We start from the raw sequence: 26251 nt of genomic DNA, 5'->3' as shown, positions 1-26251 counted from the left end.
TGTCAGACGAAGCGGAGAATGCCACGTTCGTCGAGGTCTGCCAGTACCGGCTCGACCTGCCGGCTCAGCATCAGGGTATCGCCGCCGGTTTCTGCCGCCAGCCGTTCGATATGCTTCCTCAGCGGGGAGGTCCCGCTTTCGTCGAAATATTCGAACAGGCGGTAAAGCAATGGTGGGCTCTCCAGAAAGTGGACCCGTTCGTCCCGGCCGCGGTAGACCAGGAGGAAGCTTGGCATCTGAGGGGGGACATTCGGCATGAAATCCGGACCGATGCGGTGGACCGGGAAGCGGTAGGCCAGGTGCCAGGCCAGGGGGGAAATCTCGACGCGGCGGTCCAGCCAGTCCAGCGGCAAGCCGATCGGTCGCGAAAACGCCTCGCCCGGATGGACGGCCAGGGCAAGTTCGACCCATTCGTAGTGTGCGAGTTCGAACAGGAAAGGAGGGTCGTCCCTGCCCGCTTCCCGCTCTTGTTCGAGATAGGCGAGGAATTCTTCGCCGATTTCGGAGAAATACGGCGTGGTGCAAACGTGGCGGGCGAAGAAGTCTCGCACCAGCACATTCCAGCGCTCTTCGCCCAGAATCCGCTTGGTGACTGGAAAGCCGTTGCCGATGAAGCTTTCGATGTTGTTGTACAGCAATTCCCGATAGATCGCGATGCGCTCAGGGGGAACCCCGGCCGGCGCCGGAAAGCGGTCAGGGTCCCGCAGGTGGGAGGTGAATGCCCGTTGCAGACGTTGGAAGGCGAATCCGGTTTCAACCATGGCGCAGCCGTAGCTCAGCTTGGGCCGTTCGTTGTTGCAGAGTTCGAATCGTGCCGACTTCGTCCAGCAGCTCCGCCAGAGGGGGAATGTCGAAATCCCGCTCCAGCAGCGTCGGGAAAACGCCGAAGGCTTCATAGGCGGTACCGAGCAGATTCCAGACCGGATCGATCACCGGCGCGCCATGAGTGTCGATCAGGAGATCCGGGGCCTGTACGTAGTGACCTGCCATGTGGGCATAGACGATGCGCCGGGATGGCAGGGCCAGGAGGAAGGCCGTCGGGTCATAGCCGTGATTGACGCTGTTAACGTAGATGTTGTTGATGTCGAGCAGTAGGTCGCAATCGGCCTCCGCGAGCACGGCATTGAGGAATTCAATCTCGTCCATTTCCCGGCCTGGTGCGGCGTAATAGGAAATGTTTTCGATGGCGATGCGCCGCTCCAGGATTTCCTGGACCCGACGGATGCGCGCCGCGACATAGTGCACCGCTTCCGCAGTGAACGGGATCGGCAGTAGATCGTAGAGATGCCCTTCGTCGCCGCAGTAGCTCAGGTGCTCGCTGTAGAGGGAAATGGAATGGAGTTCCAGGAAGGTCTTGAGTTCGGTGAGAAACGCCCTATCCAGCGGTGCCGGTCCGCCGAGGGAGAGCGTCAGTCCGTGGCAGACGAAGGGGAAGCGTTCGGTCAGGGAACGGAACAGGCGGCCATTGCGGCCGCCCATTCGCATCCAGTTCTCGGGCGCAACTTCATAAAAGTTCACCGATCCCGGTGGATCGGCGGCAACGGATTCGATGAAGCTGCGCCTAAGGCCCAAGCCCGCGCCGCAAATGCCGGTGGGTTGGTTGCTCATCCCGCGCGGCGCAGTCCGTCGGAGATTCAGGGTTTCGGGGTTTCGGTCGGGGCGGGAGCCGGGGAGGCGCCATCTTTCTTCATGCCGGCGCACTTGCCTTCCATCGCCTTGGTGTCGGTGCCCTGCATCATCGAGGCGCCGCACTTCATCTCCGGGTTGTTTTTCATCACTTCGGCGCCGCACTTCATCTCCTTCTGCTCTTTGCCGGCTTCGGCGACCTGCATGTAGCCGCTCGTCAGTTCCTTGGTGGCGAAGGGGTTCTCGGCGGCGCCGACGGTACCGGCAGCCAGGGAAGTGGCGAGGGCGGTGCCTACGACGGTCGGCAGCGACGTTTTCTGGAATTTATTGCTCATGGCAGCTTGAATCCTCCAAGGTAAGTAATCACGCATGATCGAAGCATGCGTTGGTTAGACAACGCTGGGGCGAAAAGTCATCATGAATCGCCAAGCGATTGTCCGGGGTGTTTTCCCCTGTGGCTATTGTCACACATGGCTCAAACCTTGGGTACTCTGGGACTATGCTTGAAATGGGCGCACCCGCCCTCACAACCTCGGACAATTGAAAACGACCTTGAGGGGTTTGAACCGATGCGAATGGATAAACTGACCAGCAAGTTTCAAGCGGCCCTGGCCGATGCCCAGAGCCTGGCGCTCGGACGTGATCACCAGTTCATCGAAGCGGTGCACGTGATGACCGCGCTGCTCAATCAGGAAGGTGGTACGGTGCGGCCGCTGCTGGTTCAGGCGGGCGCCAACGTGCCGCAGTTGCAGCAGTCTTTGAGCACCGCGCTGGAGCGTCTGCCGGTGGTGGAAGGCGTGGGTGGGGACGTGCAGATTTCCGCCGACTTGTCGCGGGTGCTCAACTTGACCGACAAGCTCGCCCAGAAGCGCGGCGACCAGTTCATTACCAGCGAAATGTTCGTGCTGGCGGCGCTGGAATCGCGCGGCGAACTTGCCGAGCTCCTGCGCAAGGCGGGGTTGACCAAGGAAGCCCTGGAACATGCGATCCAGGCGATGCGTGGCGGCCAGGCGGCGGATGATCCAAACGTGGAGGAACAGCGCCAGGCTTTGCAGAAATACACGATCGATCTGACCGAGCGGGCCGAACGCGGCAAACTCGATCCAGTGATCGGCCGCGACGATGAGATCCGTCGAACCATCCAGGTGCTGCAACGGCGCACCAAAAACAACCCGGTACTGATCGGCGAACCCGGTGTGGGTAAGACGGCCATCGTCGAAGGACTGGCCCAGCGCATCGTCAACGGTGAAGTGCCGGAAGGCGTGAAGGGCAAGCGCCTGCTGGCGCTGGACATGGCGGGGCTGATCGCCGGGGCGAAGTTCCGCGGTGAGTTCGAGGAGCGGCTGAAGGGCGTGCTCAACGACATCGCCAAGCAGGAAGGCCGCGTCATCCTGTTCATCGACGAGTTGCATACGATGGTCGGTGCCGGCAAGGCGGAAGGGGCGATGGATGCCGGCAATATGCTCAAACCGGCGCTGGCGCGCGGTGAATTGCATTGCATCGGCGCCACCACGCTGGACGAATACCGCAAATACATAGAAAAGGATGCGGCGCTCGAACGGCGCTTCCAGAAAGTGCTGGTGGACGAGCCGACGGTGGAGGACACCATTGCCATCCTGCGAGGTCTGAAGGAGCGCTACGAGGTCCATCATGGCGTCACCATCACCGATCCGGCGATCGTGGCCGCCGCGACGTTGTCGCACCGTTACATCACCGACCGCCAGTTGCCGGACAAGGCCATCGACCTGGTGGACGAGGCCGCCAGCCGCATCCGCATGGAGATCGATTCCAAGCCGGAGGAGATGGACCGGCTCGACCGCCGTCTGATCCAGCTCAGGATCGAACGCGAAGCCTTGAAGAAGGAGACCGACGAGGCCTCGAAGAAACGGCTGGAAGCCTTGGAGGGCGAGATTGGCAAGCTGGAAAAGGAATACGCTGATCTGGAAGAGATTTGGAAGAGCGAAAAAGCACGGCTGTCCGGCGCAGCCAGCATCAAGGAGGAACTGGAAAAGGCCAGACTGGACTTGGAAAATGCCAAGCGCAGCGGCGACCTGACCCGCGCCGGCCAGATCCAGTACGAACTGATCCCGACGCTGGAAAAACGTCTTGCCGCGGCCGAAGCCGGCGAAGACGGCGAGTTCCGTCTGCTGCGCAACAAGGTCACCGACGAGGAGATCGCCGAGGTCGTTTCCAAATGGACAGGGATTCCGGTGGCCAAGATGCTCGAAGGTGAGCGCGAGAAACTTTTGCACATGGAGGAGAACCTGAGTCGGCGGGTGGTCGGCCAGCAGGAGGCAATCACCGCAGTGGCCAACGCCATACGTCGGTCCCGCGCGGGTCTGGCCGATCCCAACCGGCCGAACGGTTCGTTCCTCTTCCTGGGGCCGACCGGCGTGGGCAAGACCGAGCTGTGCAAAGCCCTGGCCGAGTTTCTGTTCGATACCGACGAGGCAATGGTGCGCATCGACATGTCGGAATTCATGGAAAAGCATTCCGTCGCTCGCTTGATCGGGGCACCGCCGGGCTATGTCGGCTATGAAGAGGGCGGCTATCTCACCGAGGCCGTGCGGCGCAAGCCCTATTCCGTGATCCTCCTGGATGAAGTCGAAAAGGCCCATCCGGACGTCTTCAACGTGCTGCTGCAGGTGCTGGATGACGGCCGCCTCACGGACGGTCATGGCCGCACCGTGGATTTCCGCAACGCCGTGGTGGTAATGACGTCCAACCTCGGTTCCAACCGCATCCAGGAGTTGGCGGGTGAAGCGCATTACGCCGAGATGAAGGCCGAGGTCATGGAGGTCGTGAGCCAGTATTTCCGGCCGGAGTTCATCAACCGCATCGATGAGGTGGTGGTGTTCCATCCCTTGGGGCGGGAACAGATCCGCGCCATCGCCCGGCTCCAGGTCCGCCATCTCCAGGAACGCCTGCAGGCACGTGACCTGTCCCTGGTGGTATCGGACGCAGCGCTGGATCTGCTCGGCGAGGCTGGATTCGACCCGGTCTATGGTGCAAGGCCGCTGAAGCGGACCATTCAGCAGGAGCTGGAAAATCCTCTGGCGCTGGACATACTCGCCGGCCGTTTCGCGCCCGGCGACGTGATCGGGGTGGATGTCGAGAACGGGGAGCTGAAGTTCTCCAGGATGGAGTGACCTCGCTGGCCGAACCCTCCGGCCTGACTCGGAGTTGTAACGTGACGGTAATCTTCGGTAATTAGATTAGACGCGGTTTTTTAACGCTGGAATCCGAAGAATGTCCGATATCAACGTGCTGGTAGTGGAAGATGAGGAAGCCATCCGGGAGATGCTGAGCCTGGTCCTCGAACAGGCGGATTTTGCAGTGTACACCGCGGGGGATGTCCAGCAGGCATTGACCCGGATGGACGAACAGGAACCCGATCTGATCCTGCTGGACTGGATGTTGCCCGGGGTCAGCGGCGTCGAATGGGCGCGTCGCCTGAAGAAGGACGAGAAGTACGGCGACATCCCGCTCATCCTGGTGACGGCCCGGGGCGAGGAGGAGGACAAGATCAGAGGACTCGACGTGGGTGCCGACGACTATGTGACCAAGCCCTTTTCGCCACGGGAACTGATCGCGCGCATCCGGGCGGTTCTGCGGCGAAGCAACCGGCAGGCCAAGCTGGATGGGCGGATCGAGATCGGCGGCATTCTGCTGGAAACCGATGAACACAGGGTCAGCATCGACGAGGAGTCGGTGAACCTCAGCCCGACGGAGTACCGGTTGATGGAGTTTTTCCTGACCCATCCGAGCAAGGTATACAGCCGGGCTCAGCTGCTTGATCAGGTGTGGGGTCGCAGTGCCTATATCGAAGAGCGCACTGTCGATGTCCATATTCGCAGGCTGCGCAAGATACTTTCCGAACACAACCGGGAAGACATGATCCAGACCGTCCGCGGATTCGGCTATCGGTTCTCCACGCGGCCGGACTGACGCATGCTTCGGGCCTGGGCTTCTGAATTATTCACGATATCCTGGGTGGTGCTGGTCGCGGTCGTTACGGGCCTTATCGTCGAAGACATCGGTCTCGCCCTGTGGCTCGGCACGGCATTATACCTGCTTCATCACCTGGTCCATGCCAACCGCCTGTATGTCTGGATGCGGGGCGGGCGAAGCGGGCGTATCCCCGCCGGTAGCGGAATCTGGGAAGAAATCTATTACCTGATCTACAAGCTGCGCCGCCGCAACAAACGGCGCAAGAAGCAGCTCATCCGCATGCTGGAACGATTCCGGACGGCCACTTCCGCCTTGCCGGATGCCACGGTAGTGCTAGGCGCGCGGGACGAAATCGACTGGTTCAATGAATCCGCCTGCCGGCTCCTCGGCCTGCGTAAGAGCGATCTCGGCCAGAACATCGGTAATCTGGTGCGCTATCCAAAGTTCGCCGAACACCTGAAGAATTCCAGGAATAACGCGACCGTCAGCATCCCATCGCCGATGGACGAAGCGATGCAGCTGGAAATCCGGATCGTCCCCTATGGCGATGACTCCAGGCTGCTAATCGCCCAGGATGTCACTCAGCTTCGTTTCATGGAGCGGGTGCGCAGCGATTTCGTGGCGAACGTTTCTCATGAGCTCCGCACGCCTTTGACGGTTTTGAAGGGGTACATGGAAACACTGAGCGAGGGCGGACAAGATCTCCCCGCGTCCGCCTACCGAAAGATGGTCCAGCGCATGGTGGAGCAAACCGGCCGGATGCAGAGCCTGGTCGACAATCTGTTGTCCCTCACACGGTTGGAATCGGGACCGCTCAAACCGGCGACCGTGGTTCGGGTTCCGGATCTGTTGGAGCGGCTGTGCAAGGAAGCCGACGTGGTCCAGGTGGGCGACCACACGCCCGTGCGGCTGATGCTCGAGTCCCAGGTGTCCTTACTGGGCAACGAAACCGATCTGCACAGTGCGTTCGCCAATCTCATTTCCAACGCGATCAAGTACAGCAGGCCGACCGATATCGTGACGGTGCGCTGGTCCCAGGATGAATCGGGGGCTGCCCGGCTGGATGTCGAGGATACCGGTCCGGGGATTCCGAAAGAGCATATTCCCCGTCTCACCGAACGTTTCTATCGGGTGGAAATCGAAGGCTGCCGGAACAAATCGGGCACCGGCCTGGGCCTGGCCATCGTCAAGCACGTCATGTCGCGGCATGATGCCGAATTGCTCATCGCGAGTGAGCTGGGCAGAGGCAGCCGTTTCACCTGTCTGTTCCCGCCGAACCGCGTCGTGCCCGGCACGGATGGGGGGAAACCGGAGTCGCCGGCGTAACCGGCAAACTCCATTCCGCCACCCCTTTTTGTCATTTTGCACTGAAACCGGCTGAATCGGGTTCAAATCCACCTGTCAAGAAAATTCTATAGAAGGGGTGGGATTGTGGTTGCACTCGCGTGTAAGGCTGTTTTACTATTGGGCCTGTTGTTTTATCACGCGTGATTTGTTGCATTTTTGCTAAGGAGACGGGGTATGGTTAAACGCACACTGTTAGCGCTGGGCATGGTGGCCGCGGCGACCGCTTCGGTACAGGCCGAAGAGACTTTCATGGATGACCGCTGGTATATCGCACCGGTCGCCGAGTACACCTATACGGGCCGTAGTCCAGGCATCCTTCAACAAGGCTGGGGTGCAGGTCTTGGCATCGGCAAGATCATCAATGAATATTTCAACGTCGAAGTACGGCCGTTGTGGAATCATTACGAAGGCAACACGGCCAATGTTGGAGGGCCGGACAACCGTAACGCGGACCTGTACGGCGGTGTGGTCGACGTCCAGTATTACTTCATGCGGGACGCGTTTCAGCCGTATGCGGTCATCGCTGCTGGTGGCGCGACCTGGGGTCCTAACGGGAATCAGCGTTCTACACGCTTCCTGGGCGAAGCCGGGTTCGGTGCAAACTACGAGTTGAACGACAACTTCCTGCTCCGCGGTGACCTTCGCTACCGTGCCAATGTGCTGGCGGACAATAATGGTCCCGGGGATCAGCACGGTCTGGTATTGAACGTCGGCTTCATGGTCCCGTTCGGCGAGAAGCCCCACGCAGCGGCTCCGGTTGCTCAGGTTGCCCAGGATACCTGTGAGTCGCGTGACTCCGACGGCGACGGTGTGAACGACTGCCTCGACAAATGCCCCGGCACGATGAAGGGCGCGAAGGTCGACAGCGATGGCTGCTTGATCCGTATCGAGCTGCATGGCGTCAACTTCAAGTACGATTCGGCCGAGCTGACCGACAGCGCCAAGCGCATCCTGGACGAGACGGCGGAAAACCTGATCGTGTTCCCGGAGAAGCGCGACATCGAGGTCGCCGGTCATACCAGCACCGAGGGTACCAACGAGTACAACATGCGCCTGTCGATTCGTCGTGCGCATTCGGTGGCTGACTATCTGAAGGCCAAAGGTGTGACCAACCAGCTTTACCCGAAGGGCTACGGCGAGGAATACCCGCTGGTTCCGGAGCATAGCGAGGCGGATCGCGAGAAGAACCGCCGTGTGGAACTGATCTGGATGGGCGACTGATGCGGGGCCGGCTTCGGCCGGCTTTCCCCACTGCCTAGCCTGACCCGCAGACCCGCCTTCCCGCGGGTTTGCTTTTTTCGGCGGGCACCGAAGAAGTACAATCGGCTTGCCGATTCCTGCTTTCCGGGAAACGCCATTGCTGTTTGTCCAACCAATTCACGAGGGATATTTGGTGCTAAGTAGATTTCCGGCATACGCCGCCGCTTCAGTCTTGTTTTTTAATGCCGCAACGGCGCAAGCGGAATTCGGACGCCCTTATCTCTTGATCGCGGGCTCGTCGACGATTTTCCCCTTGGCCAGCGCCGTGGCCGACCATGTGTCGGCTTCGGGTAAAGTACGCAAGCCGAAAGTCGAATCCACCGGCACCGGCGGTGGCATCAAGCTGTTCTGTGAAGGGACGGGTCGGAACTATCCCGACATCGTGCTTGCGTCCCGAATGATGAAAAAGGTCGAGCGGGATGAATGCGGGCTCAACGGTGTGAACGAAATCACCGAATTGAAGATCGGCTATGACGGCATCGTCATCGCGCAGTCGCGTAAAGACAAGCCTTTGAATCTGACCAACCGCGACCTCTACCTGGCCTTGGCCAAGACGGTCCCGGATCCCAGGTGCAGTGGGTCCTGCGATCGGCTGGTACCGAACCCATATAAGAAATGGAGCGAAGTCAATCCCGCCTTGCCAGATCTGCCCATCGTGGTCTGGGGACCGCCTTTGAGTTCTGGAAGCCGTGATACTTTTGCCGAGGACGTGCTCGAAGCGGGCTGCGCGAGTTTTCCGGCGATGAAGCAGATGATGCTGGCCAACGAGACCAGGTTCAAGAAACTCTGTCAGACCATCCGCGAAGATGGTGTTTATGAGAGTGAGCCGGAAAGCAGCATCATCGATCATGTGGAAGCAGGCCAGGGGCTGGGCATCGTCGATTTCGGCGTCCTGGCCAAGCACGGCTCCGAGCTGGTCGCGGCTTCCATCGAAGGCATCGAGCCGACCTATGAATCCGTCAAATCCCAGCGCTATCCAGTGGGGCGGCCCCTTTACATGTATATCAAACAGGCGCATTTAGGCCTTGCACCGGGCATGGAGGCCTATCTCAAGGAATTCACTAGCGATAAGGCCTGGGGAGACGAGGGTTATCTCATCGCCGACGGTTTGATCCCGATGCCATCCGCCGAGCGTAAGACCGAGCTGGAGAAGTTGAAAGGAATCGTGGCCTTGGCGGAACCTCCGGCAGTCAAGAACGGAAAGAAAGCCGGAAACAAGGAAAGCAAGCCGGCCGGCAAGGCCAAATCCGCCAAGAGCAAGGAGTCCAGGAAGACGCACGGGTAGGCGGTGAACCGGCGTCCCGTCGAGCTGAACCTCGACGACATCGAGCGTTATCTCTCGGAAGACCTCGGCTCTGGCGATCTGACGGCCGATATCGTTCCGGCGTCAGCTTCGGCCAGGGCCGAGGTCATTACCCGTGAGCCCATGGTCTTGTGCGGGCAAGCGTGGTTCGAGGCCGTGTTCCAGCGGCTCGACCCCGCTGTGAGGATTTTCTGGTCGGTGGAGGAAGGCGCGGAAGCTTCCGCCGGCGACCGCCTGTGTGACATCGAAGGGAACGCCAGGGCATTGCTCAGTGGTGAACGCACGGCGCTCAACCTGCTTCAGACCCTGTCTGGCACCGCGACCGTGGCCCGACTGTACGCCCGGGCCGTCGCCGGCACGCGGGTGAAGGTCCTCGATACCCGGAAAACCCTTCCCGGCCTGCGCCTGGCCCAGAAGTATGCCGTGCGGTGCGGCGGCTGTCACAATCACCGCGCCGGTCTCTACGACGCTATGCTCATCAAGGAAAACCACATCGCCGCCGCCGGCTCCATCGGTGAGGCGGTGGCGGTGGCGCGACGACTGCATCCTGACGTCATGATCGAGGTCGAGGTGGAAAACTTTCTGGAACTCGAACAGGCCTTGGCCGCCGGCGCCGACCGGATCATGCTGGACAACTTCGAATTGGATGCTTTGAGCAAAGCGGTCGCGGTCGCCGCTGGCCGTGCCGAACTGGAAGTGTCCGGCAACATCGATCTGGACAGTATTCGCGCCGTGGCGGAAACCGGCGTCGATTTCATTTCGGTGGGGGGATTGACCAAGCACCTCCGCGCCATCGATCTGTCCCTGCGTATCGCCGTTCCCGGGTGAGGTGTCTCGAGGCTCAGGTACCGGGGACATCCGTCGCGGGAGACGGTGTGAGATGCTTTTTGGGATAGTCGAAGAATTTCAGCCGTCCCGCCCCTTCCATGACATGCGACCAACGGTCGACCGGGAATTCGATCGCCACGATACCGCAGGTGGGCATCTCTCCCAAACTTTCGCCGCTCAGGCAGGAAGCGGCTTCTGACAGGTCGGGATTGTGGCCGATCATGTAAACCCGCCCGTTTTTGTCGTCCAGGGCCTGGACCAGCCTCACGATGGCCCGCCTCCCGCCGAGATAGAGTTCGTCCGCGATGACGATGGCATCTTTGTCGTAGCCGACTTCACTGGCGATCAGCCGGGCGGTTTTCCGCGCCCGTCGGGCGGGGCTGGACACCATGTAATCGGGTTCCACGCCTCTGAACCGCAGCAGGCTCCCCATGAAGGGAGCGTCGCGTTTTCCGCGCTCGTTGAGCGGGCGGTCGCGGTCACTGAGCGATGCGTCGTCCCAGGCGGATTTCGCATGGCGGATCAATAGCAGTTCTTTCAAAAGCTTTTTCCTCTCTCCTGATGGCTGGTTGGGGTTCAAGTTCAGGTAATTGAAGCCCCGTTGTATACTATGAACGGCAAAATATGCCAATGCGTGAGCATTTTTGTGTCTAATGCCGTCGGTGATGATGATGCGCCGGGCGCTCTGACGGGCGTCGCCATATCCGTAGCTCTCCCTCCGGCGGCCTGCCGGCACTCAGACTTTTTTTTGCAACTCTTTTTTGCAACTCTCTTGGCGAGAACGATTCCATTGAACAGACGCACTGGGATGCTCCTGTATCTGTGCCTGGCATGGGCCGGCGGTTTTGCACACGCCGGCCCGGCGAGACAGCCCGCCCCGGTGCCGCTTCCGAGTTCCATCCCCCAGCCGCCGCCCGCAGAGGAAGACGGACCTTTCGGTTTCGATTTGGTCGAACGGCGGGCCCGTGCCCTGGCGGCACGGCCTTATGTCCGTGATGACGGCGGCGTGCCGGAATTCCTCAGCAAACTGGATTACGATCAATACCGCGATATCCGCTTCAAAGCCGACAAGGCGCTGTGGCGTGAGGAGGGGCTGCCATTCCAGGTCCAGTTGTTCCATCGGGGATTCATGTTCAAGGACCGGGTCGTGATCAACGTGGTCAGCAACGGCGAAGCGACCCGCCTGGCGTATTCGCCGGAATTGTTCGACTTCGGCAAGAACCCGGTGCCGGCGCCCCTCGATGCCGACCTCGGGTTTGCCGGTGTTCGGTTCCATTATCCCTTGCGCCGCAACGACGTTTTCGACGAGGCCGCCGTCTTTCTGGGTGCCAGCTATTTCCGCGCGGTGGGTCTGGGCCAGACGTATGGTCTTTCGGCCCGGGGCCTCGCGGTCGACACCGGGCTCACCAAGGCGGAAGAGTTTCCGGTTTTCCGGGAGTTCTGGATCGAAAAACCGCCGCCGGGCGGATCCGAACTGGTCATCCACGCGCTCATGGACAGCCCCAGCGTCACCGGCGCCTATCGCTTCGTGTTGCGGCCGGGGCTGGATACCACCTTGGACGTGACCCATCATCTCTATTTCCGCCGCAAGATCGAGCGTCTGGGGATAGCGCCGCTGACCAGCATGTTCTTCCATGGCGAGAACACCGACCGTTTCGCGGACGATTTCCGCCCCGAAGTTCACGATTCGGACGGTCTGCTGATCTCGCGCAGCAACGGTGAGTGGATCTGGCGTCCACTGAACAACCCACGCCATCTGCGGATCAGCGTGTTCCGGGACGAGAAGCTCACCGGGTTCGGCCTGCTTCAGCGCGACCGCGGATTCGATCATTACCAGGATCTGGAGGCGAATTATCATCGCCGGCCCACTTCCTGGGTCGAAGCCGTGGGCGATTGGGGTCCCGGTGCGGTTTATCTCATCGAGATTCCAAGTGATGCGGAAAAATATGACAATATCGTTGCGTTCTGGGTGCCGGATCAGCCGGCCGATGTGGGAAAGGAAATGACCTTCTCGTACCGGCTTCATTTTACTTCCGACGAGCTGATGGCGCCGCGATCCGGGAAGGTCCAGGCGACCCGGATCGGCGCGGGCGGCACCAATGCCCAGGAAGCCGGCAGGCGCAAGTTCGTGGTCGATTTCGCCAGCGAGACCCTGAAACTGTACGGCGAAGACGCGAAGATCGAAGCGGATGTCGGCACTTCTTCAGGCTTGATCCGGGACACCGTGGTCCACAAGAACACCGAGACCGGAGCCTGGCGCCTGAGTTTCGAATTGGAGCCCGAGAAGGACAAGGACCCGGTCGAATTGCGCGCGGTGCTGCGCGCGGGTAAGGATGTGCTCACCGAGACCTGGCTATATCAGTGGAGTGCCCAATGAGCGCCGAGCCGGCGGCCGTTGCCGCGGCCATGGCGGCGGCAACGGCCGCGCATCGGGCTTCCGAAGTCGGGGAAACCGTCAAATCCTATCTCCGGCGCCTTCGGTTCCGGGACCCTGCTCTCATCGAGAGGCTGGCTTCGGAATGCGTGGAGCGGGCGCGTCGGCGGGTCGCCAAACTCGACTCTGCTGAGCTGTCGCGGCGCGCCATCGAGGAAGCCCAGTGGAGCTTGGATCAGGCGCTGGCGCGGGCGCTGGGCGTGAATGCCAGCCGCGAGCCGTCGCTGATCGCGGGTGCGCGCGCAGCCTTGCTGCTGGGAGACTTGGGGGTCGGTGCCGACGAGTTCTACCTGAATGCCTCTGCCAACTCGGTACTGGCATCGCTTCTGTACAAGCACCTCCCCCGGCCCCAGCCGCCCGAGGCGCCGGTGGCAATGCATCCGCAGAAGCTGCGCTTCTTTCTTTTCAAATCCGTCTGATTCATCAAGACCCGCATGGCCGTTCATTCGCCGATGCCCCGCCGGCCCAGGCTGTTCCGTCGAACCGTGTTCCTGACCCTGGTGGCACTGACTACCGTCGCCGCCATGTTCATGATCACCAGCGCCTTCCAGCAGAACGGCCTGACACCCCAGGAATTGGTGCTGCTGCTGCTCTATAGCCTGCTCATACTGTGGATCAGCACGTCATTCTGGACCGCGACGATCGGCTTTCTGGTTCTGCTGTTCGGCGGCGACAGCAAGTCGATCAGCCGTTTGCCGCCGATGGCATCGCTGGAACCGGCGGCGACGCCGCTGCGGACGGCCATCGTCATGCCGATCTACAATGAAGACCCGCACCGGGTGTTTTCCGGCCTGGCAGCGATCTGGCAATCGCTGTTGGAAACCGGGCGTTCCGAGGGATTCGAACTGTTCATCCTCAGCGATACCCGTGATCCGGAGATCTGGCTTCAGGAGGAAACCCGCTGGTACCGGCTGTGCGAGGAGTTCGAGGGTCACGGGCGCATCTTCTACCGCAATCGTGAAAAGAACATCGCCCGCAAGAGTGGCAACATCGAGGAGTTCTGCCATCGCTGGGGCAACCGCTATCGTTACATGATCGTGCTTGATGCCGACAGCCTCATGAGCGGCGAGACGCTGGTGCGGATGGTCGATCTGATGGAGGCGCATCCCAACGTCGCGTTGATCCAGTCCCCGCCGCTCCCGGTCAATCAGAAGTCGCTGTTCGCACGGATCCTGCAGTTCGCCAGCAGCCTGTATTCGGACATCTTCACCGCCGGGTCATCGTACTGGCAGCTCGCCGACAGCAATTACTGGGGCCATAATGCCATCATCCGCGTGCAGCCATTCGTGAAACATTGTGGTCTGCCCAAGCTGCCGGGACGTGAGCCCTTCGGTGGCGAAATCCTCAGCCACGATTTCGTCGAGGCTGCCCTGCTGCGGGAAGCAGGCTGGGAAGTGTGGCTGGCCTACGAGCTTTCCGGCAGCTACGAAGAGCTGCCGCCAACCCTGATCGACTATGCCAAACGGGACAGGCGCTGGTGTCAGGGCAATCTCCAGCATGTCCGGATGGTGTTCGCCCGTGGCCTCTCCGGCATCAGCCGGCTGCATTTGGTCATGGGCATCATGTCTTACCTATCGTCCCCGCTATGGCTGCTGTTTCTGCTCATCACCGGCTTCGAGGCCTATGTACAAAGCCAGACTCTGCCGGTGTACTTTTTCGGCGACAACATCTTCCCGGTCTGGCCGGAGTCCTACACCGTCGAAATGACGACAGTCCTCCTCGTCACCCTGGCCATGCTGTTTTTGCCCAAACTGTGGAGCCTCATCCTGCTTTTCACACGCAACCGCCGTAAACTCGAGGCGTTCGGCGGGGTTTTCCGGGTGACGCTCAGCGTGCTTTTCGAAAGCGTGTTCTCGATTTTCACCGCGCCGGTGCTGATGCTTTACCAGAGCAAATTCGTCATCTCCATTCTGGCAAGGAAGAGTGTGGGCTGGCCACCTCAACAACGCGATGCGCACGGCTTGAGCTTCAAAGAAGCGCTTCTGGCCCACGGTGGACAGACATTGGTCGGCATCATCGCCGGTGCCCTCAGCTATTACTATGTGCCCAGCTTTTTCTGGTGGTTCACGCCGGTCCTCGCTGGTCTAGTTTTCGCCATCCCGACTTCCATGATTTCCAGTAGCGCCGGGTTGGGTCTCCTCGCCCGCCGGCTCGGGCTGTTTTTGACGCCGGAGGAAGCCAGGGCTCCCCGCGTGATCGAACTCCTGCATCAGAATCTCGAGCGCGATTCCGGCGCGGAAGAAAGCGCCTACGGCAAGATCGTTGATCCTGCCGCCTGTGCGCTGCATGCGGCATTGCTTCCGCAGCGGCTGCCGAAAAAGCGCCTGCGCCACCAGCTGCATGCACTGATGTATCAATTGGTGGAGGAAGGCCCGGAAACACTTTCCAGCGCAGAGAAGCGCAGCCTGATTTCCGATCCGGATACCTTGATGCGGCTGCACACCCTCGCTTGGAGCCGGGGCGATAGCCATTGACGCACGTCACGCAAGCGATAGAGCGGCATCAATCCGAGTTGCGGCGGTGCAACCGTTGCCCGGACATGGTGCCGCCGGTGGTCGTGGGTCAGCCGGTCGTCTCTCCGGTGTACCTGGTGGGACAGGCGCCTGGCGCAAGAGAAGGGGTGCTGGGCAAGCCGTTCGCCTGGACGGCGGGCAAGACGATGTTCCGCTGGTTCGCGAGTATCGGTCTGGAGGAGGAAACCTTCCGGGAGCGGGTCTACATGGCTGCGGTATGTCGCTGTTTTCCCGGTAAGAACCCCAAGGGCGGAGACCGCGTCCCGGATCCGCAGGAGATCGAACGGTGTTCGGTCTGGCTGCACACCGAACTTGATCTGCTCAAACCGGCCTTGATCATTCCGGTGGGAAAGCTCGCGGCGAGCCGGTTTCTGGCGTTCGGGCAGCTCTGCGACATCGTCGGGAAGCGGCACCGCGTCGAACTCGGAGGGGTGGGAGCGGATCTGATTCCGCTGCCGCACCCATCCGGTGCATCTACGTGGCATCGGCGCGAGCCGGGCAAGAGTCTGCTCGCGCAGGCGCTGGCGCTCATTCACAGCCATCCTGCGTGGCATTCTCTGTGTGATTTGACCGCACCCTGATTGGGCATTCATTTGCGAGTTGTGCACAATCGCACGGCTAGCCCAGGTTTGTTGAAGGTCTGTGGCCTATGCCGAAGATTGTGCGCCAACTCTATGTATCAAAAGCAATTTTATAAGGATTTTGAGGCGGGGGACGCGGATGCTGCGGCAGTTGGCGAAGCGATCCAGCCATATCCCATATTTTTCCCACAAAGTTATCCACAGGTTATCCGCCCTGTGAGCCCATGTCAGCCATGAATGTCCAGGTCAGCCCGGAAGGCAGTCTCGAAGTTCTTTCCAAACTCGAAGTCGGGAAGCTGCTCGATAGCAGTGAGAGCACTCTCCACGAACTGTTCCGCAATTGTTCGCTCGCTGTGTTGAACTGTGGCGGCCAGGTCGATGACAGCAGGGAGGTGTTCGAGAAGTACCGCAATTTCGACATCCGCGTTCTTCCCACGGCGCGCGGCGTGCGCCTGCAACTCATCGATCCGCCGCAGAGTGCTTTCGTGGATGGTGAAATGATACGCGGGATACGCGAGCATCTGTTTTCGGTGCTGAGGGACATCGTGTATACCCGCTTCGAGATCGTCGGCGATCCGAAATTCGATCTGTCACAATCGCGGCACATCACCGATGCGGTGTTCCATATCCTCCGTAACGCCAACGGCCTGATCCCCGACGTGCCGCCGAACATGGTGGTGTGCTGGGGCGGTCATTCCATCGACCGCGGCGAGTACGAGTACACCAAGGAAGTCGGTCACGAACTGGGGCTTCGGGGATTGGACGTGTGCACCGGCTGTGGACCGGGTGCGATGAAAGGGCCGATGAAGGGTGCCACCATCGCCCACGCCAAGCAGCGTATCCGAAGGCCGCGCTATCTCGGCATCAGCGAACCCGGCATCATCGCCGCTGAGCCGCCCAATCCGATCGTCAACGAACTGGTCATCATGCCCGACATCGAAAAGCGCCTGGAGGCCTTTGTCCGGACGGGCCATGGCATCGTGGTGTTCCCGGGCGGCGTAGGTACGGCGGAGGAAATTTTGCACCTGCTCGGCATCCTGATGCATCCGGAAAACAAATATCTGCCGTTTCCCCTGGTCTTCACCGGTCCCCGCCAGAGCGCCGGCTATTTCGAACAGATCGATCGCTTCATCGGGGCGACCTTGGGGCAGGAAGCCCGGAAGCGTTATGAGATCGTGATCGGCGACCCGGCGCAGGTCGCCCGACAGATGAAGGAGGGCATCGAGCTGGTGCGGCAGTTCCGGCGCCATCATGATGACGCTTATTACTACAACTGGCTGCTCCACATTGAACCGGACTTTCAGACACCTTTCGTGCCGAGTCATGAAAACATGGCCGGCCTTGCCCTACACCGAAACCAGCCTCCTCATGCTCTGGCGGCGAATCTGCGGCGGGCTTTTTCCGGTATCGTCGCGGGGAACGTCAAGGCGGATGGCATCCGCCGGATCGAGCAAGAAGGTCTGTTCGAGATCCGCGGCGAGCGTTCGATTCTCGATCCACTGGACGAACTGCTCGCGACCTTCGTGGCGCAGAAACGGATGAAGCTGCCGGGGACGAAATACGAACCCTGTTACCGGCTGGTCGCCTGAAGCCGGTTCAACGTTTCGCGGCAGGAGGGGGGGAGTGGCGGGGCGTCATTTTCTGCACCACGCTGTCGATGCCGTTTTTCTTGAGGATCGAGCGCAGGCGATCGGCTTCGGCCAGGCTGCCATAGGGTCCGATCTTGACGCGGAACCATTCGACGTTTTCTATTTTTACCCTTTCCAGCCGGGCTTTGACGCCGAGCTTGACCAGCTCTGAGCGTATTTTTTCGGCATCGGACCGCGAGCGGTAGGATCCCGCCTGGACGATGTAGCCGCCGCCCGGTGGCGACTTGCCCTGTTCCTCCTCGCGCTTGATGGTCCGGATCTCAGCTTCCGGGATGATTTCTTCCTTTTCCGACAGAATCTTGTAAAAGGTGAAGCGTGGGTGGGTGACTTTGTTGCCGGCCGTGGGGAGGGGCGTCTCCAGGCTTCTGGCTTCGGTCTCGGTTCCCGTGGGTCCGGCTGGCGCCGGATTGGGTTTGGTTTGCAGCGGAGGGGTTGCCGTGGCCGTTTCGGCCTGTTGGGAAAGGATGACATAGGCTCCCCCTCCGGCTGCGAGGCATACCGCAGTGATGCCCAGCGCCAGCCAGCCCCGCTTGCGGCGATGCCGTGCCCGGCGATAGGCGGGAATCCTGTGTTTGTAATCCTTAGGCATTGCTACATGGTTTCGGGGGCGGACACGCCCAGCAAGCCGAGACCGTTGGCGATGACCTGCCGTACGGCATCGATCAGATTCAGACGGGCATCCCGCAGGTCGCCGTCCTCGACCAGGAACTGGCAACTATTATAGTAGCCGTGGAATTCCGCGGCGAGATCGCGCAGGTAGTGCACCAGGTGATGCGGGGCGTATTGCAGCGCCGCCTGCTCCACGACTTCCGGGTAGCGCGAGAGACTGGCCACCAGCGTGAGTTCATACGGTTCGCAGAGTCTTTCCAGATGACGCATCCCGCGCCCCAGATCCCGTGCCCAGCCTTTTTCGTCGAGTTGGCGGAACACGCTGCATACCCTGGCATGGGCATACTGCACGTAGTACACGGGATTTTCATTGGTTCGCGAGGTGGCTAGCTTGAGATCGAAGTCCATGTGCTGGTCGGATTTGCGCATCACATAGAAGAAGCGTGCCGCATCCTTGCCTACCTCGTTGCGGAGCTGGCGGAGGGTCACGAACTCGCCGGAGCGGGTAGACATCTGCACCCGCTCCGCACCCCGGTACAGCACGGCGAACTGTACCAGCAGCACTTCCAGTTTGCTGGCATCGCCCCCCAGGGCCTGGATGGCGGCCTTGACGCGGGGGATATAGCCGTGGTGATCGGCGCCCCACACGTTGACGATACGGTCGAAGCCGCGCTCCAGCTTGTTCAGGTGATAGGCGACGTCGGAGGCGAAATAAGTGGTCTGGCCGTTCTCTCGCACCAGTACCCGGTCTTTCTCGTCGCCCAGCCGGGTGGAGGCGAACCACTGCGCCCCGTCCTTCTCATAGACGTAGCCCGATGCTTTGAGCTTTTCCAAGGCCCGTTCCACGGCTCCGGTTTCGGTGAGGCTCAGTTCGGAGAACCATTCCTGATAATGGGTGCCGAATTCGCCCAGATCGTCGCGTATGTCGTCCAGGATGCTGTCGAGGCCGGCGGTGAACACTTCGCGGTAACGCTCGGGGCCGAGGATGTTTTTCGCCTTGCGCACCACGGCGTCGATGTATTCCTCCTTGTCGCCTCCCTGAAGCTCATCTGGCGGCAGTCCCGTGAGAACCGCGTCAGCGGAAGCTCGATAACGCTCGCCCTGGGTGCGGTGAAGATCGGACGCGATGTCGCGGACGTATTCGCCGCGGTAGCCATTGGCTGGAAACGGCAGCACCTCTCCGCAGTCTTCCAGGTAGCGCAGCCAGACACTGGCGGCCAGGATGTCCATCTGCCGGCCGGCGTCATTGACGTAGTATTCCCGGTGTACGTCGAAACCCGCCGCTTCGAGCAGGTCGGCAACGACGGCACCATAGGCGGCGCCGCGGCCATGGCCGACGTGGAGCGGACCGGTGGGATTGGCGGATACGAATTCGACCTGTACCCGTCGCCCCCCTCCGATGCTGCTGCGGCCGAAGCCGGGACCTTGGGCGTGGACCTCGGCGATGACCCGGTGCTGGGCGGTACGGTCCAGGAAGAAATTAATGAAGCCGGGGCCGGCGATTTCGGTGCGGACGACCGCCGGGTCCTCGGGCAGCGCGGCGCGGATTTTTTCTGCCAACTGACGCGGATTGCAGCGAGCGGTTTTGGCCAGCAGCAGGGCGGTGTTGGCCGCGAAATCGCCATGCGCCGGATCGCGGGTGCGTTCGATCTGAAGCGGTACTTCCTGGTCGGCCGGGAGGTCGCCGGCTGTTTTGAGTCGCTCCAGCGCGCTGCGGAGCAGGATTTCCAGACGCTTTTTCATGAACGGGGAGCCGGAAAAAGGGAAAATGGTGAAAAAAGGAATTATTATCCTATAAAGGCATGCCTGCTGCCCAATGCGACGGGCGCGCCTTTCGCCATTGGAGACAAATCAATCGTCATGACCACACGGGATATTTTTCATCGCCTCCGCGTGGGGCTGGCCCTGCTCGTCGGTTTCCTCGTCGGCAAATCGCTCGGGGAGCATTTCGGCCATCATGCTTCGGAGTTTTTCATCGGCGGGTTTATGCTGGGTTTCCTTCTGACCCATGCGATCTACTGGATCATCGACAGGACATTCAGTGGCCGCGCGCCGCTCTAGGACTTGGCCTGGGCCGGCGGATGCAGGGAGGCGATCGGGGCCACACCGCGGTTCTCCGCTCTGCCTTTGCCGAGATCGGTAGTGACGATCGCGTCCCACAAGGCGGCGCCTTTCCATTCCGTGCGGGGATGCCCGTAAAGCGCCCGGCTGAGCGCCTGGACGGCGTTCTTGAGCTCACCTTCGGCGCGTCCGGCGATCCCTTCCAGCGATGTTCCGCAGTCCGGCCAGCTCTGCTCGGCCCACTCGAGCAGGGCCTTGCGGGCCCGGTCCGGATCGTTGGCGGCACAGGCCTCCTTCAGTTCGCGCATGGGCTGTTTGACGGAAGGTTTCCGGGATTCGGGCGGATTTTTTGCGATCTGCTTCCGGCTCCGCCGGGCCGTTTGCCACCACAAGCCAGCCGTGATCAGCCATCCTCCCGCGCACGACAGGCTGAGCCAGAACCACAGCGGCGATTCCGCCATGCCGCTTTTTGCACCGCCGACGTGGGCGGATACGGAGGCGGTAATTTCCGCCTCCTTCGCGGTTGCGGGTGTGGCAGTCGGGACCGGTGGAACCGGCGCCACGGCACCGGCCGTGACTTCGATCTCGCGTTCGGGAAGACGTGCGACTTCCATTTTTTCGGTCCTGATGTTCCACCACGGCACCTCGATCGCGGGGAGGGTGTAATGGCCCGGTTTGTCGGGGATCAGGGCGGTCTTTTCCTGGCGGGTGCTGACGAGGCCGGTACCCTGCCGCTGCTCGTCTAGAGCTGGCTGATCGGGATAGCGCCTGATTTCCGCCGGTAGTCCTGCTAGACCCAGTTCGGGTAGCACTCCTACGGTTGTCCCTTGCGCCTTGAGCGTTAGGGTGCGGGTGAGCGGCTGACCGGTCTCGACCCGGCCGGCGTCGGGCGAAAAAGTTTCCTCCAGCGTCACGTTTTCCGCAGGCAGCCAGTGTCTGCTGGAAAATGCGGCGGGCGCGGGCCGTACCTGCAGCTCGATGGCCTCGGATAGCAGGCTGACGGTCTTCATCGGTCGGCCGAAGAATGGATTGAAGCCACTCCGTCCGCCGGCTTGCACTTCGGCGTCCAGGGTCAACGGTGGGATGAGCAAGGCGCCGCTCTTCTGCGGAAAGATCGCATAGCGGATTTCGGTCGCTGAGTAGGTATTGCCATTGCGTTCCGTCGAGTAATTACGTTTGTCTCCCAGCTGCTGGATCAGCGCATCGGGAATCTCCAGGGGACTCAAATGGGCCCGCCCTAGATTGGTCCGGTAAAGTACCCGCACCGTGTAGATCGCCTGGGCCTGGACGTAAGGGTTTCTCGGCGAGGCATCGACTTCGATCAGCAGCGCGTCGTCATCGCCTGAACTGCGTGGCTGTCCCGGCGCCGGCCGATCCGTGACCGTCACTGTCAAGGGCCTGGAGCGGTCGGCGCCGAAAGCGATGGGCGGCACGGTCAGCTTGCCGGCCTGTTTGGCGACGACCGAGACGGTCCATTCGAAGGTGCGGCTGAGCTTGCCGTTGACCAACGAGATCTGGCTGTTCTGGCTTTGGCTCAGCACTCGGAAATCCCGGTTCAGCGGCGTGAAGTCCGGCTCATCGTCAGGGGATTCTCCGGTGTTGAAAGTGAGGTTGAAGGATTCGCTGACCGGTACCGGATCGCGGTCGGCAGTGACGGTAATCTCCGCCGCCAGGATGACGCCGCTCAAGCCCAGCCACAGCATTAGCCCGAGGATGACCGGGCTCCCTGCCAGCAGGCATCGTTTCGCCATGCTCACTGCCCTCCCGTGCCCTGCTGGCGCTGCCGGTACTGGTAGAGGAATTTGCGTCTCAGCAGGCCGCCGGGGTCGTCCGGGATGCGCTTGAGCCATTGTTCGGTGGCCTGCTCCTTTTCGTGTTCGGACCAGGATTCGGCTTGCTGCATAGGCTCCTCCTGGGTTTCTTGGTCTTGTCCCGGTAGCTCGTTGGCCTGGGGGGCGGGCGAGGGGGATTGGCTCGGGTCCGGTCCCTCCGGCTCCTGAGTCTTCTGAGTCTTCTGTGCCCCGTTTTCCTGGCCGGGTCGTTGCCTGGGCGGCCTTTCGTCCGCGCCGGATTGTTGCCGAGACGGGTCCGGATCGGGTTTTTGTTCCTGGGAATCTTTGCCGCCGTCGTTGGGGTCCTGTTGCTGGCGATCGTTGGGTTCCTGCTCCTGGTCGCGGTAACCGGATTGCTGCTGTTTCTGCTGCTGCCGTTGCTTTAGCGCCTGTTCGATCACTTCACGGTTGTGGCGAATGTCTTCGTCGTCGGGGGCGAGCCGTTCGGCCTGTTTGTAGGCTTCCAATGCCTCCTCGAGTCTGCCCGATTTCGCCAGGGCATTGCCCCGGTTGTAAGCGGCGTCGGCACTGTCCAGGCCTTCCAGCGCATGTGCCGCTTCCTCGTAGTTGCCGGCGCGGTACTCGGCCGCGCTTTTCCAGGCCGGGTCGTGAAAGCCGGCGGCCGCCTGGTCGAAGCGCCCGGCTTCGAAGGCTTCCGCGGCCCGCTGGTCCGGTCTCTTCCAGAGATCTCGCCAGTCCAGCGCCTGGGCGGGGTGCGGCCAAGGCAAAGCGAACACCAGCACGGCCAGCCAGCCGCGGCGGAAGCCCATTGCCGCCAAAGGAAGGATCAGCAGCAGCAGCCAGGGACCGCGGTCTTCCCACCGTTCCAGCTTCATGGCGGCCTCCATGTCCTCGTTGCGGCGGGCGCTTTGCTCGAAGAAGGAGGTGAGGGCATTGGTGGCCGCGGCGCCGGCGTTCAATTCGAGGTAACGTCCGCCGCCCTGCCGGGCCAGTTCGCGCAACGCAGGTGCCTCCAGGCGCGACAGTTCGATTTCGCCGCTGGCCCCCTTGCGGAAGCCGCCGTTTCGCAGCGGTATGGGGGCGCCCGCTTCGGTACCGACCCCCAGTACCGAAATCCGGAAGCCTTCGCCGTGCAGTTTCGCTGCCAGGTCCACGGCCGCCGGGTCCGCCTGCACCGCGGCCAGCAGGATGTCCCCCTGGCCAAAGCCGCCGTCGCGCATGAGCTGCGCAGCCAGTGCCAGAGCCCGCCCGATGTCGTGGCCGGTGGCCGGCACCAGGTCGGAACTTAGGGCCGGGAGCTGGGCGTCGATGGTGTCGACGTCGTCGGTCAGTGGTGTGACCGTGAAAGCATCACCGCCGTACACGACCAGTGCCGTCTGGCCGTCCTTGCGGTGTTTCAGCAGGTCGGTGACCGCATAGCGTAGCCGGATGAGGCGCGAGGGCTGAAGGTCCGCCGCATCCACGGCCGGGGACAGCTCCAGCGTGATCACCAGTGCCGACTGGTTCCGGAAGACCGGCATCGGCTGGCGCTCCCAGGTGGGGCCCGCCGCGGCCAGGATTGCCAGGATGCCGACGATCGCGCCGAGCCACCATGACAGTTTGCCGTCTCGCCCCGGTGCGCCGGTCAACAGATGCGGCAGTAGACCTGCGTCGCAAATTTTGGCCCAGTCGCCCTCCCCCTGCCGGCGGCGGTGCCAATAGCCGAGCGCCAGCAGCAGGGGAATCCAGGCCGCCAGCCACAGAGGGCGGAGGAAATGAAACTCCATCATGCGGCGTCCTTCCTACGCAGCCACAGGGCGCCCCCGCCAGCCAACAGCGCCAGTCCCAGCGGCCAGGGATAGAGTTCGTCGCGGGGTCGGAAATACTGGGCATCACGCGAGGCGGGCTCGAGCCGGTCGAGCAGAGCGTAAATCTGATCCAGTTCTTCGGTGTTGCGGGCGCGGAAATAGCGTCCCCCCGTCTTTTCCGCGATGGCGGTCATCGTGGCCTCGTCCAGATCCTCGGACGGATTGACCCGGCGGGTGCCGAAAAAGTCGTGCACGGTCATTTCGTCTGCACCGACGCCGATGGTGTAGATCTTGAGCCCTTCCCGCGCCGCCAGTTCGGCAGCCTGCAGCGGCTGAACCTGGCCAGCAGTGTTGGCACCGTCGCTGAGCAGAATCAATACCCGCTGGCCGGCCGGATTGTCGCGCAGGCGCTTGATCGCCAGGCCGATGGCATCGCCGATCGCGGTCTTGTCGCCGGCCAGGCCGATCACCGCCTCGTTGAGCAGTTTCTCGACGGTCTTGCGGTCGAAGGTGAGCGGCACCTGGAGATAGGCCTGTTCGCCAAACAGGATCAGGCCGATCCGATCGCCGCTGCGGCGCTCGATGAAAGCGCTCGCGACCCGCTTGACCGCCTCGAGCCGGTTGGAGACCTCGCGGTCGACTACGAAGTCCTCGATGTCCATGCTGCCCGACAAGTCCACCGCCAGCATCAGGTCGCGTCCACTCACGGTTTGCTCGATCGGTTCGCCCAGCCACTGCGGCCGGGCGGCGGCGGCCACCAGCAGTAGCCAGCCCACCGCGGCCAGAATCAGCGGCGCGCGGCTACCCGGCACCGCGCTCCCCGCGGTTCCCAAATCGGCGAACTCGCCGGCGAAAGCAACCCGCAGCGCGGTCCCGCCGCCGCGTGGCGCGGGTTGCCAGAACCTCTGCACGATGAGCGGCAGAGGCAGGATGAGAAACAGCAGAGGCCAGGCGAATTCGAACATGGCGGCGAAGCTCAGAGCGAGTGGTGCCGAGGTCTGGGGAGTTTGCGCGCCCAGGTTCGGCAGAGGGCAAACAGATCATCCAGTTGTGCCGCGCCGCCGGGGCGATAGGGACCGTCGATCAGGCAACGGCCGGGGCCATCGCGGAAATGCCGGCCACCCAACACGGAGTCCAGCCGTTCGAGCCAGTTCTGGCCGGTCAGTCCCGCCACCTCCTGGCGCGGATAGAGCGTGAGGCAGGCGCGCCGCAGCAGGACCGACACCCGCCCGATCTTCTCGGCCGGTTCGAGTACCTCCGAAGACTCGATCGCGGCCAGTTCGCGCAGCAGTGCTTTGCGGAGCGGATTGCGGATGAGTCGTCGCCACACGATCCACAGGAGCAGAACCAGCACAATGACGAGCAGCGGCGCCAGGTACCAGCCGGGCGCGGGTGGCCACCAGCCGACCGGCGGCGGCAGATGGATGTCACGGAGATCGAGCTGCTGCTCCATGCCCTCAGCGTGTTTTCGAGGAGACGCGCAGAGCCCGCTGCAGGAAAGCCAGCGGATCGTCCGTGGTGGAACATTCGAGCCAGCGCATGCCGCGGCTGCGGGCGAAACGCTCCAGCGCGCCCCGCCGGGCTTCGAACTTTTCGTGCCAGCGCCGGGCGCTGTGGTGGCCGGCATCGAACGCCAGTTCCAGGACGGTGTTGCTGACCCGGAAACAGCCGGATTTCGGCAATCCCGCCTCCAGCGGATCGTACACGAACACCGGCACCACCGAGGAGTGCCGCGCCAGTGCGCCCAGGGCGGTCTGCGCGGTGGCGTCGAAACCACGGAAATCGCTGAGCACGAACACCAGGGTTCCCGGCTTCACGTGCTGCTGCAGGCGTTTCATGGCTGTGGCCGGCACGGCTTCGGACTCCGCCACCGGCAGCGCCGGGGCCTGGCCTTCCGCCAGTTGCCGGATGAGGCGCAGCACCCCCCGCTGGCCGTGCTCGGGCCTGAATTCGCTGCAGGCTTGCTCAGAAAAAATCTGGCCGCCCACCCGGTCGCCATGGTGACTGGCGCTCCAGGCCAGGAGCGCGGCGAGCTGGGCGACGCGCACGGATTTGAATGCCCCGCGGGTGGCGAACCACATCGCTGCACGGTAGTCCACCGACAGCATCACAGGCCGTTCGCGCTCTTCCCGGAACAGCTTGGTGTGGGTCCGGCCGGTGCGTGCTGTGACCCGCCAGTCCAGGTTGCGGACGTCGTCGCCCGGGACATAGGGCCGGGATTCCGCGAATTCCATGCCGCGGGCCTTGAAGCGTGACAGGTAGCCGCCGCTCTCTACCGCCTTTGCCGCAATCCGGTACAGGCCGATGCCGGAGGCCGGATGATTCAGGCGGATCAGTCCGGCCAGTGAAGGGCGGACCAGGTCGGCGACGGGGGCCGCCGGGGAGGGGACACGGTTCATCGGGTGCGGAACAGCAGAGGCGGAAGGCGGTGCGAAGGGGATTCGGCAGCGGCTCGATGCGTTTATGGAAGGGAATTAAAGCGCTCCCGAGCGGCAGGGTCAAATGGCTT

Annotated in this window: 23 protein-coding genes; 12 read left to right on the top strand and 11 right to left on the bottom strand. The window is 62.0% G+C overall.

Features of this window, described 5'->3' with window-relative positions:
- Positions 1 to 2 precede the first annotated feature (2 nt).
- The 3 genes from N4J17_RS05535 to N4J17_RS05525 are packed head-to-tail and all read right to left on the bottom strand — an operon-like array spanning position 3 to position 1961.
- Positions 3 to 761: a DNA-binding domain-containing protein gene (locus tag N4J17_RS05535; protein WP_198322169.1), complete on the bottom strand. Its 759-nt coding sequence runs from the start codon at positions 759 to 761 to the stop codon at positions 3 to 5.
- Complete coding sequence (locus N4J17_RS05530; protein WP_198322170.1) at positions 754 to 1608, bottom strand: DUF692 domain-containing protein; 855 nt, start codon at positions 1606 to 1608, stop codon at positions 754 to 756. The genes N4J17_RS05535 and N4J17_RS05530 overlap by 8 nt, the downstream gene beginning before the upstream one ends.
- A 26-nt stretch (positions 1609 to 1634) precedes the next feature.
- Positions 1635 to 1961, bottom strand: a complete 327-nt coding sequence (locus N4J17_RS05525) for a hypothetical protein (RefSeq protein ID WP_198322171.1) — start codon at positions 1959 to 1961, stop codon at positions 1635 to 1637.
- 234 nt (positions 1962 to 2195) lie between these two features.
- On the opposite strand from N4J17_RS05525, the gene clpB reads away from it, so the two are divergent.
- The 6 genes from clpB to nadC all read left to right on the top strand — a co-directional run bounded on the left by clpB (position 2196) and on the right by nadC (position 10315).
- Positions 2196 to 4775: an ATP-dependent chaperone ClpB gene (gene clpB, locus N4J17_RS05520; RefSeq protein WP_198322172.1), complete on the top strand. Its 2580-nt coding sequence runs from the start codon at positions 2196 to 2198 to the stop codon at positions 4773 to 4775.
- A 100-nt stretch (positions 4776 to 4875) separates the two neighbouring features.
- Positions 4876 to 5574, top strand: a complete 699-nt coding sequence (gene phoB, locus N4J17_RS05515) for a phosphate regulon transcriptional regulator PhoB (RefSeq protein ID WP_198322173.1) — start codon at positions 4876 to 4878, stop codon at positions 5572 to 5574.
- A gap of 3 nt (positions 5575 to 5577) precedes the next feature.
- Positions 5578 to 6903, top strand: coding sequence for a phosphate regulon sensor histidine kinase PhoR (gene phoR, locus N4J17_RS05510; protein ID WP_198322174.1), 1326 nt, complete (start codon positions 5578 to 5580; stop codon positions 6901 to 6903).
- Between the two features lie 195 nt (positions 6904 to 7098).
- On the top strand, positions 7099 to 8145 hold the full coding sequence (locus N4J17_RS05505) for an OmpA family protein (protein WP_198322175.1): 1047 nt from the start codon (positions 7099 to 7101) through the stop codon (positions 8143 to 8145).
- Between the two features lie 172 nt (positions 8146 to 8317).
- Positions 8318 to 9469 carry a substrate-binding domain-containing protein gene (locus tag N4J17_RS05500; protein WP_198322176.1) on the top strand — a complete coding sequence of 384 codons (1152 nt, stop codon included), beginning with the start codon at positions 8318 to 8320 and terminating at the stop codon, positions 9467 to 9469.
- A 3-nt stretch (positions 9470 to 9472) separates the two neighbouring features.
- Positions 9473 to 10315, top strand: a complete 843-nt coding sequence (gene nadC / locus N4J17_RS05495; protein ID WP_198322177.1) for a carboxylating nicotinate-nucleotide diphosphorylase — start codon at positions 9473 to 9475, stop codon at positions 10313 to 10315.
- 13 nt (positions 10316 to 10328) lie between these two features.
- On the opposite strand, the gene N4J17_RS05490 is transcribed toward nadC, so the two are convergent.
- Positions 10329 to 10856 (bottom strand): SixA phosphatase family protein, encoded by a 528-nt coding sequence (locus N4J17_RS05490; RefSeq protein ID WP_198322178.1) that lies wholly within the window; start codon positions 10854 to 10856, stop codon positions 10329 to 10331.
- Positions 10857 to 11105: 249 nt separating this feature from the next.
- Here N4J17_RS05490 and N4J17_RS05485 point away from each other — a divergent pair, with 249 nt between their 5' ends.
- The 5 genes from N4J17_RS05485 to ppnN all read left to right on the top strand — a co-directional run bounded on the left by N4J17_RS05485 (position 11106) and on the right by ppnN (position 17432).
- Positions 11106 to 12692: a glucan biosynthesis protein gene (locus N4J17_RS05485; RefSeq protein ID WP_232470297.1), complete on the top strand. Its 1587-nt coding sequence runs from the start codon at positions 11106 to 11108 to the stop codon at positions 12690 to 12692.
- Positions 12689 to 13168: a hypothetical protein gene (locus tag N4J17_RS05480; protein WP_198322179.1), complete on the top strand. Its 480-nt coding sequence runs from the start codon at positions 12689 to 12691 to the stop codon at positions 13166 to 13168. The genes N4J17_RS05485 and N4J17_RS05480 overlap by 4 nt, the downstream gene beginning before the upstream one ends.
- Before the next feature lie 15 nt (positions 13169 to 13183).
- Positions 13184 to 15223 (top strand): glucans biosynthesis glucosyltransferase MdoH, encoded by a 2040-nt coding sequence (gene mdoH, locus N4J17_RS05475; protein ID WP_198322180.1) that lies wholly within the window; start codon positions 13184 to 13186, stop codon positions 15221 to 15223.
- A gap of 65 nt (positions 15224 to 15288) precedes the next feature.
- Positions 15289 to 15843 (top strand): uracil-DNA glycosylase family protein, encoded by a 555-nt coding sequence (locus N4J17_RS05470; protein ID WP_198322227.1) that lies wholly within the window; start codon positions 15289 to 15291, stop codon positions 15841 to 15843.
- A 224-nt stretch (positions 15844 to 16067) separates the two neighbouring features.
- The gene (ppnN, locus tag N4J17_RS05465; protein ID WP_277458492.1) at positions 16068 to 17432 is read left to right on the top strand and encodes a nucleotide 5'-monophosphate nucleosidase PpnN; all 1365 of its coding nucleotides are present in this window, start codon (positions 16068 to 16070) and stop codon (positions 17430 to 17432) included.
- A 7-nt stretch (positions 17433 to 17439) separates the two neighbouring features.
- Here ppnN and N4J17_RS05460 read toward each other — a convergent pair whose 3' ends face one another.
- Together N4J17_RS05460 and argS are read right to left on the bottom strand one after the other, a co-directional pair.
- Entirely contained in the window at positions 17440 to 18081 is a 642-nt protein-coding gene (locus tag N4J17_RS05460) for an SPOR domain-containing protein (RefSeq protein ID WP_198322181.1), read from the bottom strand.
- A gap of 2 nt (positions 18082 to 18083) precedes the next feature.
- Entirely contained in the window at positions 18084 to 19844 is a 1761-nt protein-coding gene (gene argS, locus N4J17_RS05455) for an arginine--tRNA ligase (protein ID WP_198322182.1), read from the bottom strand.
- A gap of 117 nt (positions 19845 to 19961) precedes the next feature.
- Here argS and N4J17_RS05450 point away from each other — a divergent pair, with 117 nt between their 5' ends.
- On the top strand, positions 19962 to 20162 hold the full coding sequence (locus N4J17_RS05450; protein ID WP_198322183.1) for a hypothetical protein: 201 nt from the start codon (positions 19962 to 19964) through the stop codon (positions 20160 to 20162).
- Here N4J17_RS05450 and N4J17_RS05445 read toward each other — a convergent pair.
- The 5 genes from N4J17_RS05445 to N4J17_RS05425 are packed head-to-tail and all read right to left on the bottom strand — an operon-like array spanning position 20159 to position 26141.
- Positions 20159 to 21913, bottom strand: coding sequence for a BatD family protein (locus N4J17_RS05445; protein ID WP_198322184.1), 1755 nt, complete (start codon positions 21911 to 21913; stop codon positions 20159 to 20161). The two genes, N4J17_RS05450 and N4J17_RS05445, sit on opposite strands and share 4 nt — an antisense overlap.
- Before the next feature lie 2 nt (positions 21914 to 21915).
- Positions 21916 to 23724, bottom strand: coding sequence for a VWA domain-containing protein (locus N4J17_RS05440; RefSeq protein ID WP_198322185.1), 1809 nt, complete (start codon positions 23722 to 23724; stop codon positions 21916 to 21918).
- Positions 23721 to 24707 carry a vWA domain-containing protein gene (locus N4J17_RS05435; RefSeq protein ID WP_198322186.1) on the bottom strand — a complete coding sequence of 329 codons (987 nt, stop codon included), beginning with the start codon at positions 24705 to 24707 and terminating at the stop codon, positions 23721 to 23723. Before N4J17_RS05435 ends, N4J17_RS05440 begins: the two co-directional genes overlap by 4 nt.
- An 11-nt stretch (positions 24708 to 24718) precedes the next feature.
- Positions 24719 to 25195 (bottom strand): DUF4381 domain-containing protein, encoded by a 477-nt coding sequence (locus tag N4J17_RS05430; protein WP_198322187.1) that lies wholly within the window; start codon positions 25193 to 25195, stop codon positions 24719 to 24721.
- A gap of 4 nt (positions 25196 to 25199) precedes the next feature.
- Complete coding sequence (locus N4J17_RS05425; protein ID WP_198322188.1) at positions 25200 to 26141, bottom strand: DUF58 domain-containing protein; 942 nt, start codon at positions 26139 to 26141, stop codon at positions 25200 to 25202.
- Between the last annotated feature and the right edge of the window lie 110 nt (positions 26142 to 26251).

Source organism: Methylococcus capsulatus, from assembly GCF_036864975.1.
In the GTDB taxonomy this organism is placed as follows: Bacteria; Pseudomonadota; Gammaproteobacteria; order Methylococcales; family Methylococcaceae; genus Methylococcus.
Note: the sequence above shows the minus strand (reverse complement) of the source record. Positions and strands in the feature narration are given on the sequence as shown.

What these genes read in the sequence shown, in the direction of transcription:
- N4J17_RS05445 (WP_198322184.1), bottom strand. Translation starts at nt 21,913, where the DNA reads ATGGCGAAACGATGCCTGCTGGCAGGGAGCCCGGTCATCCTCGGGCTA.
- N4J17_RS05460 (WP_198322181.1), bottom strand. Translation starts at nt 18,081, where the DNA reads ATGCCTAAGGATTACAAACACAGGATTCCCGCCTATCGCCGGGCACGG.
- N4J17_RS05530 (WP_198322170.1), bottom strand. Translation starts at nt 1,608, where the DNA reads ATGAGCAACCAACCCACCGGCATTTGCGGCGCGGGCTTGGGCCTTAGG.
- clpB (WP_198322172.1), top strand. Translation starts at nt 2,196, where the DNA reads ATGCGAATGGATAAACTGACCAGCAAGTTTCAAGCGGCCCTGGCCGAT.
- N4J17_RS05435 (WP_198322186.1), bottom strand. Translation starts at nt 24,707, where the DNA reads ATGTTCGAATTCGCCTGGCCTCTGCTGTTTCTCATCCTGCCTCTGCCG.
- N4J17_RS05480 (WP_198322179.1), top strand. Translation starts at nt 12,689, where the DNA reads ATGAGCGCCGAGCCGGCGGCCGTTGCCGCGGCCATGGCGGCGGCAACG.
- N4J17_RS05535 (WP_198322169.1), bottom strand. Translation starts at nt 761, where the DNA reads ATGGTTGAAACCGGATTCGCCTTCCAACGTCTGCAACGGGCATTCACC.
- N4J17_RS05505 (WP_198322175.1), top strand. Translation starts at nt 7,099, where the DNA reads ATGGTTAAACGCACACTGTTAGCGCTGGGCATGGTGGCCGCGGCGACC.
- ppnN (WP_277458492.1), top strand. Translation starts at nt 16,068, where the DNA reads ATGTCAGCCATGAATGTCCAGGTCAGCCCGGAAGGCAGTCTCGAAGTT.
- phoB (WP_198322173.1), top strand. Translation starts at nt 4,876, where the DNA reads ATGTCCGATATCAACGTGCTGGTAGTGGAAGATGAGGAAGCCATCCGG.
- phoR (WP_198322174.1), top strand. Translation starts at nt 5,578, where the DNA reads ATGCTTCGGGCCTGGGCTTCTGAATTATTCACGATATCCTGGGTGGTG.
- mdoH (WP_198322180.1), top strand. Translation starts at nt 13,184, where the DNA reads ATGGCCGTTCATTCGCCGATGCCCCGCCGGCCCAGGCTGTTCCGTCGA.
- N4J17_RS05425 (WP_198322188.1), bottom strand. Translation starts at nt 26,141, where the DNA reads ATGAACCGTGTCCCCTCCCCGGCGGCCCCCGTCGCCGACCTGGTCCGC.
- N4J17_RS05525 (WP_198322171.1), bottom strand. Translation starts at nt 1,961, where the DNA reads ATGAGCAATAAATTCCAGAAAACGTCGCTGCCGACCGTCGTAGGCACC.
- N4J17_RS05440 (WP_198322185.1), bottom strand. Translation starts at nt 23,724, where the DNA reads ATGATGGAGTTTCATTTCCTCCGCCCTCTGTGGCTGGCGGCCTGGATT.
- N4J17_RS05430 (WP_198322187.1), bottom strand. Translation starts at nt 25,195, where the DNA reads ATGGAGCAGCAGCTCGATCTCCGTGACATCCATCTGCCGCCGCCGGTC.
- N4J17_RS05470 (WP_198322227.1), top strand. Translation starts at nt 15,289, where the DNA reads ATGGTGCCGCCGGTGGTCGTGGGTCAGCCGGTCGTCTCTCCGGTGTAC.
- argS (WP_198322182.1), bottom strand. Translation starts at nt 19,844, where the DNA reads ATGAAAAAGCGTCTGGAAATCCTGCTCCGCAGCGCGCTGGAGCGACTC.
- N4J17_RS05450 (WP_198322183.1), top strand. Translation starts at nt 19,962, where the DNA reads ATGACCACACGGGATATTTTTCATCGCCTCCGCGTGGGGCTGGCCCTG.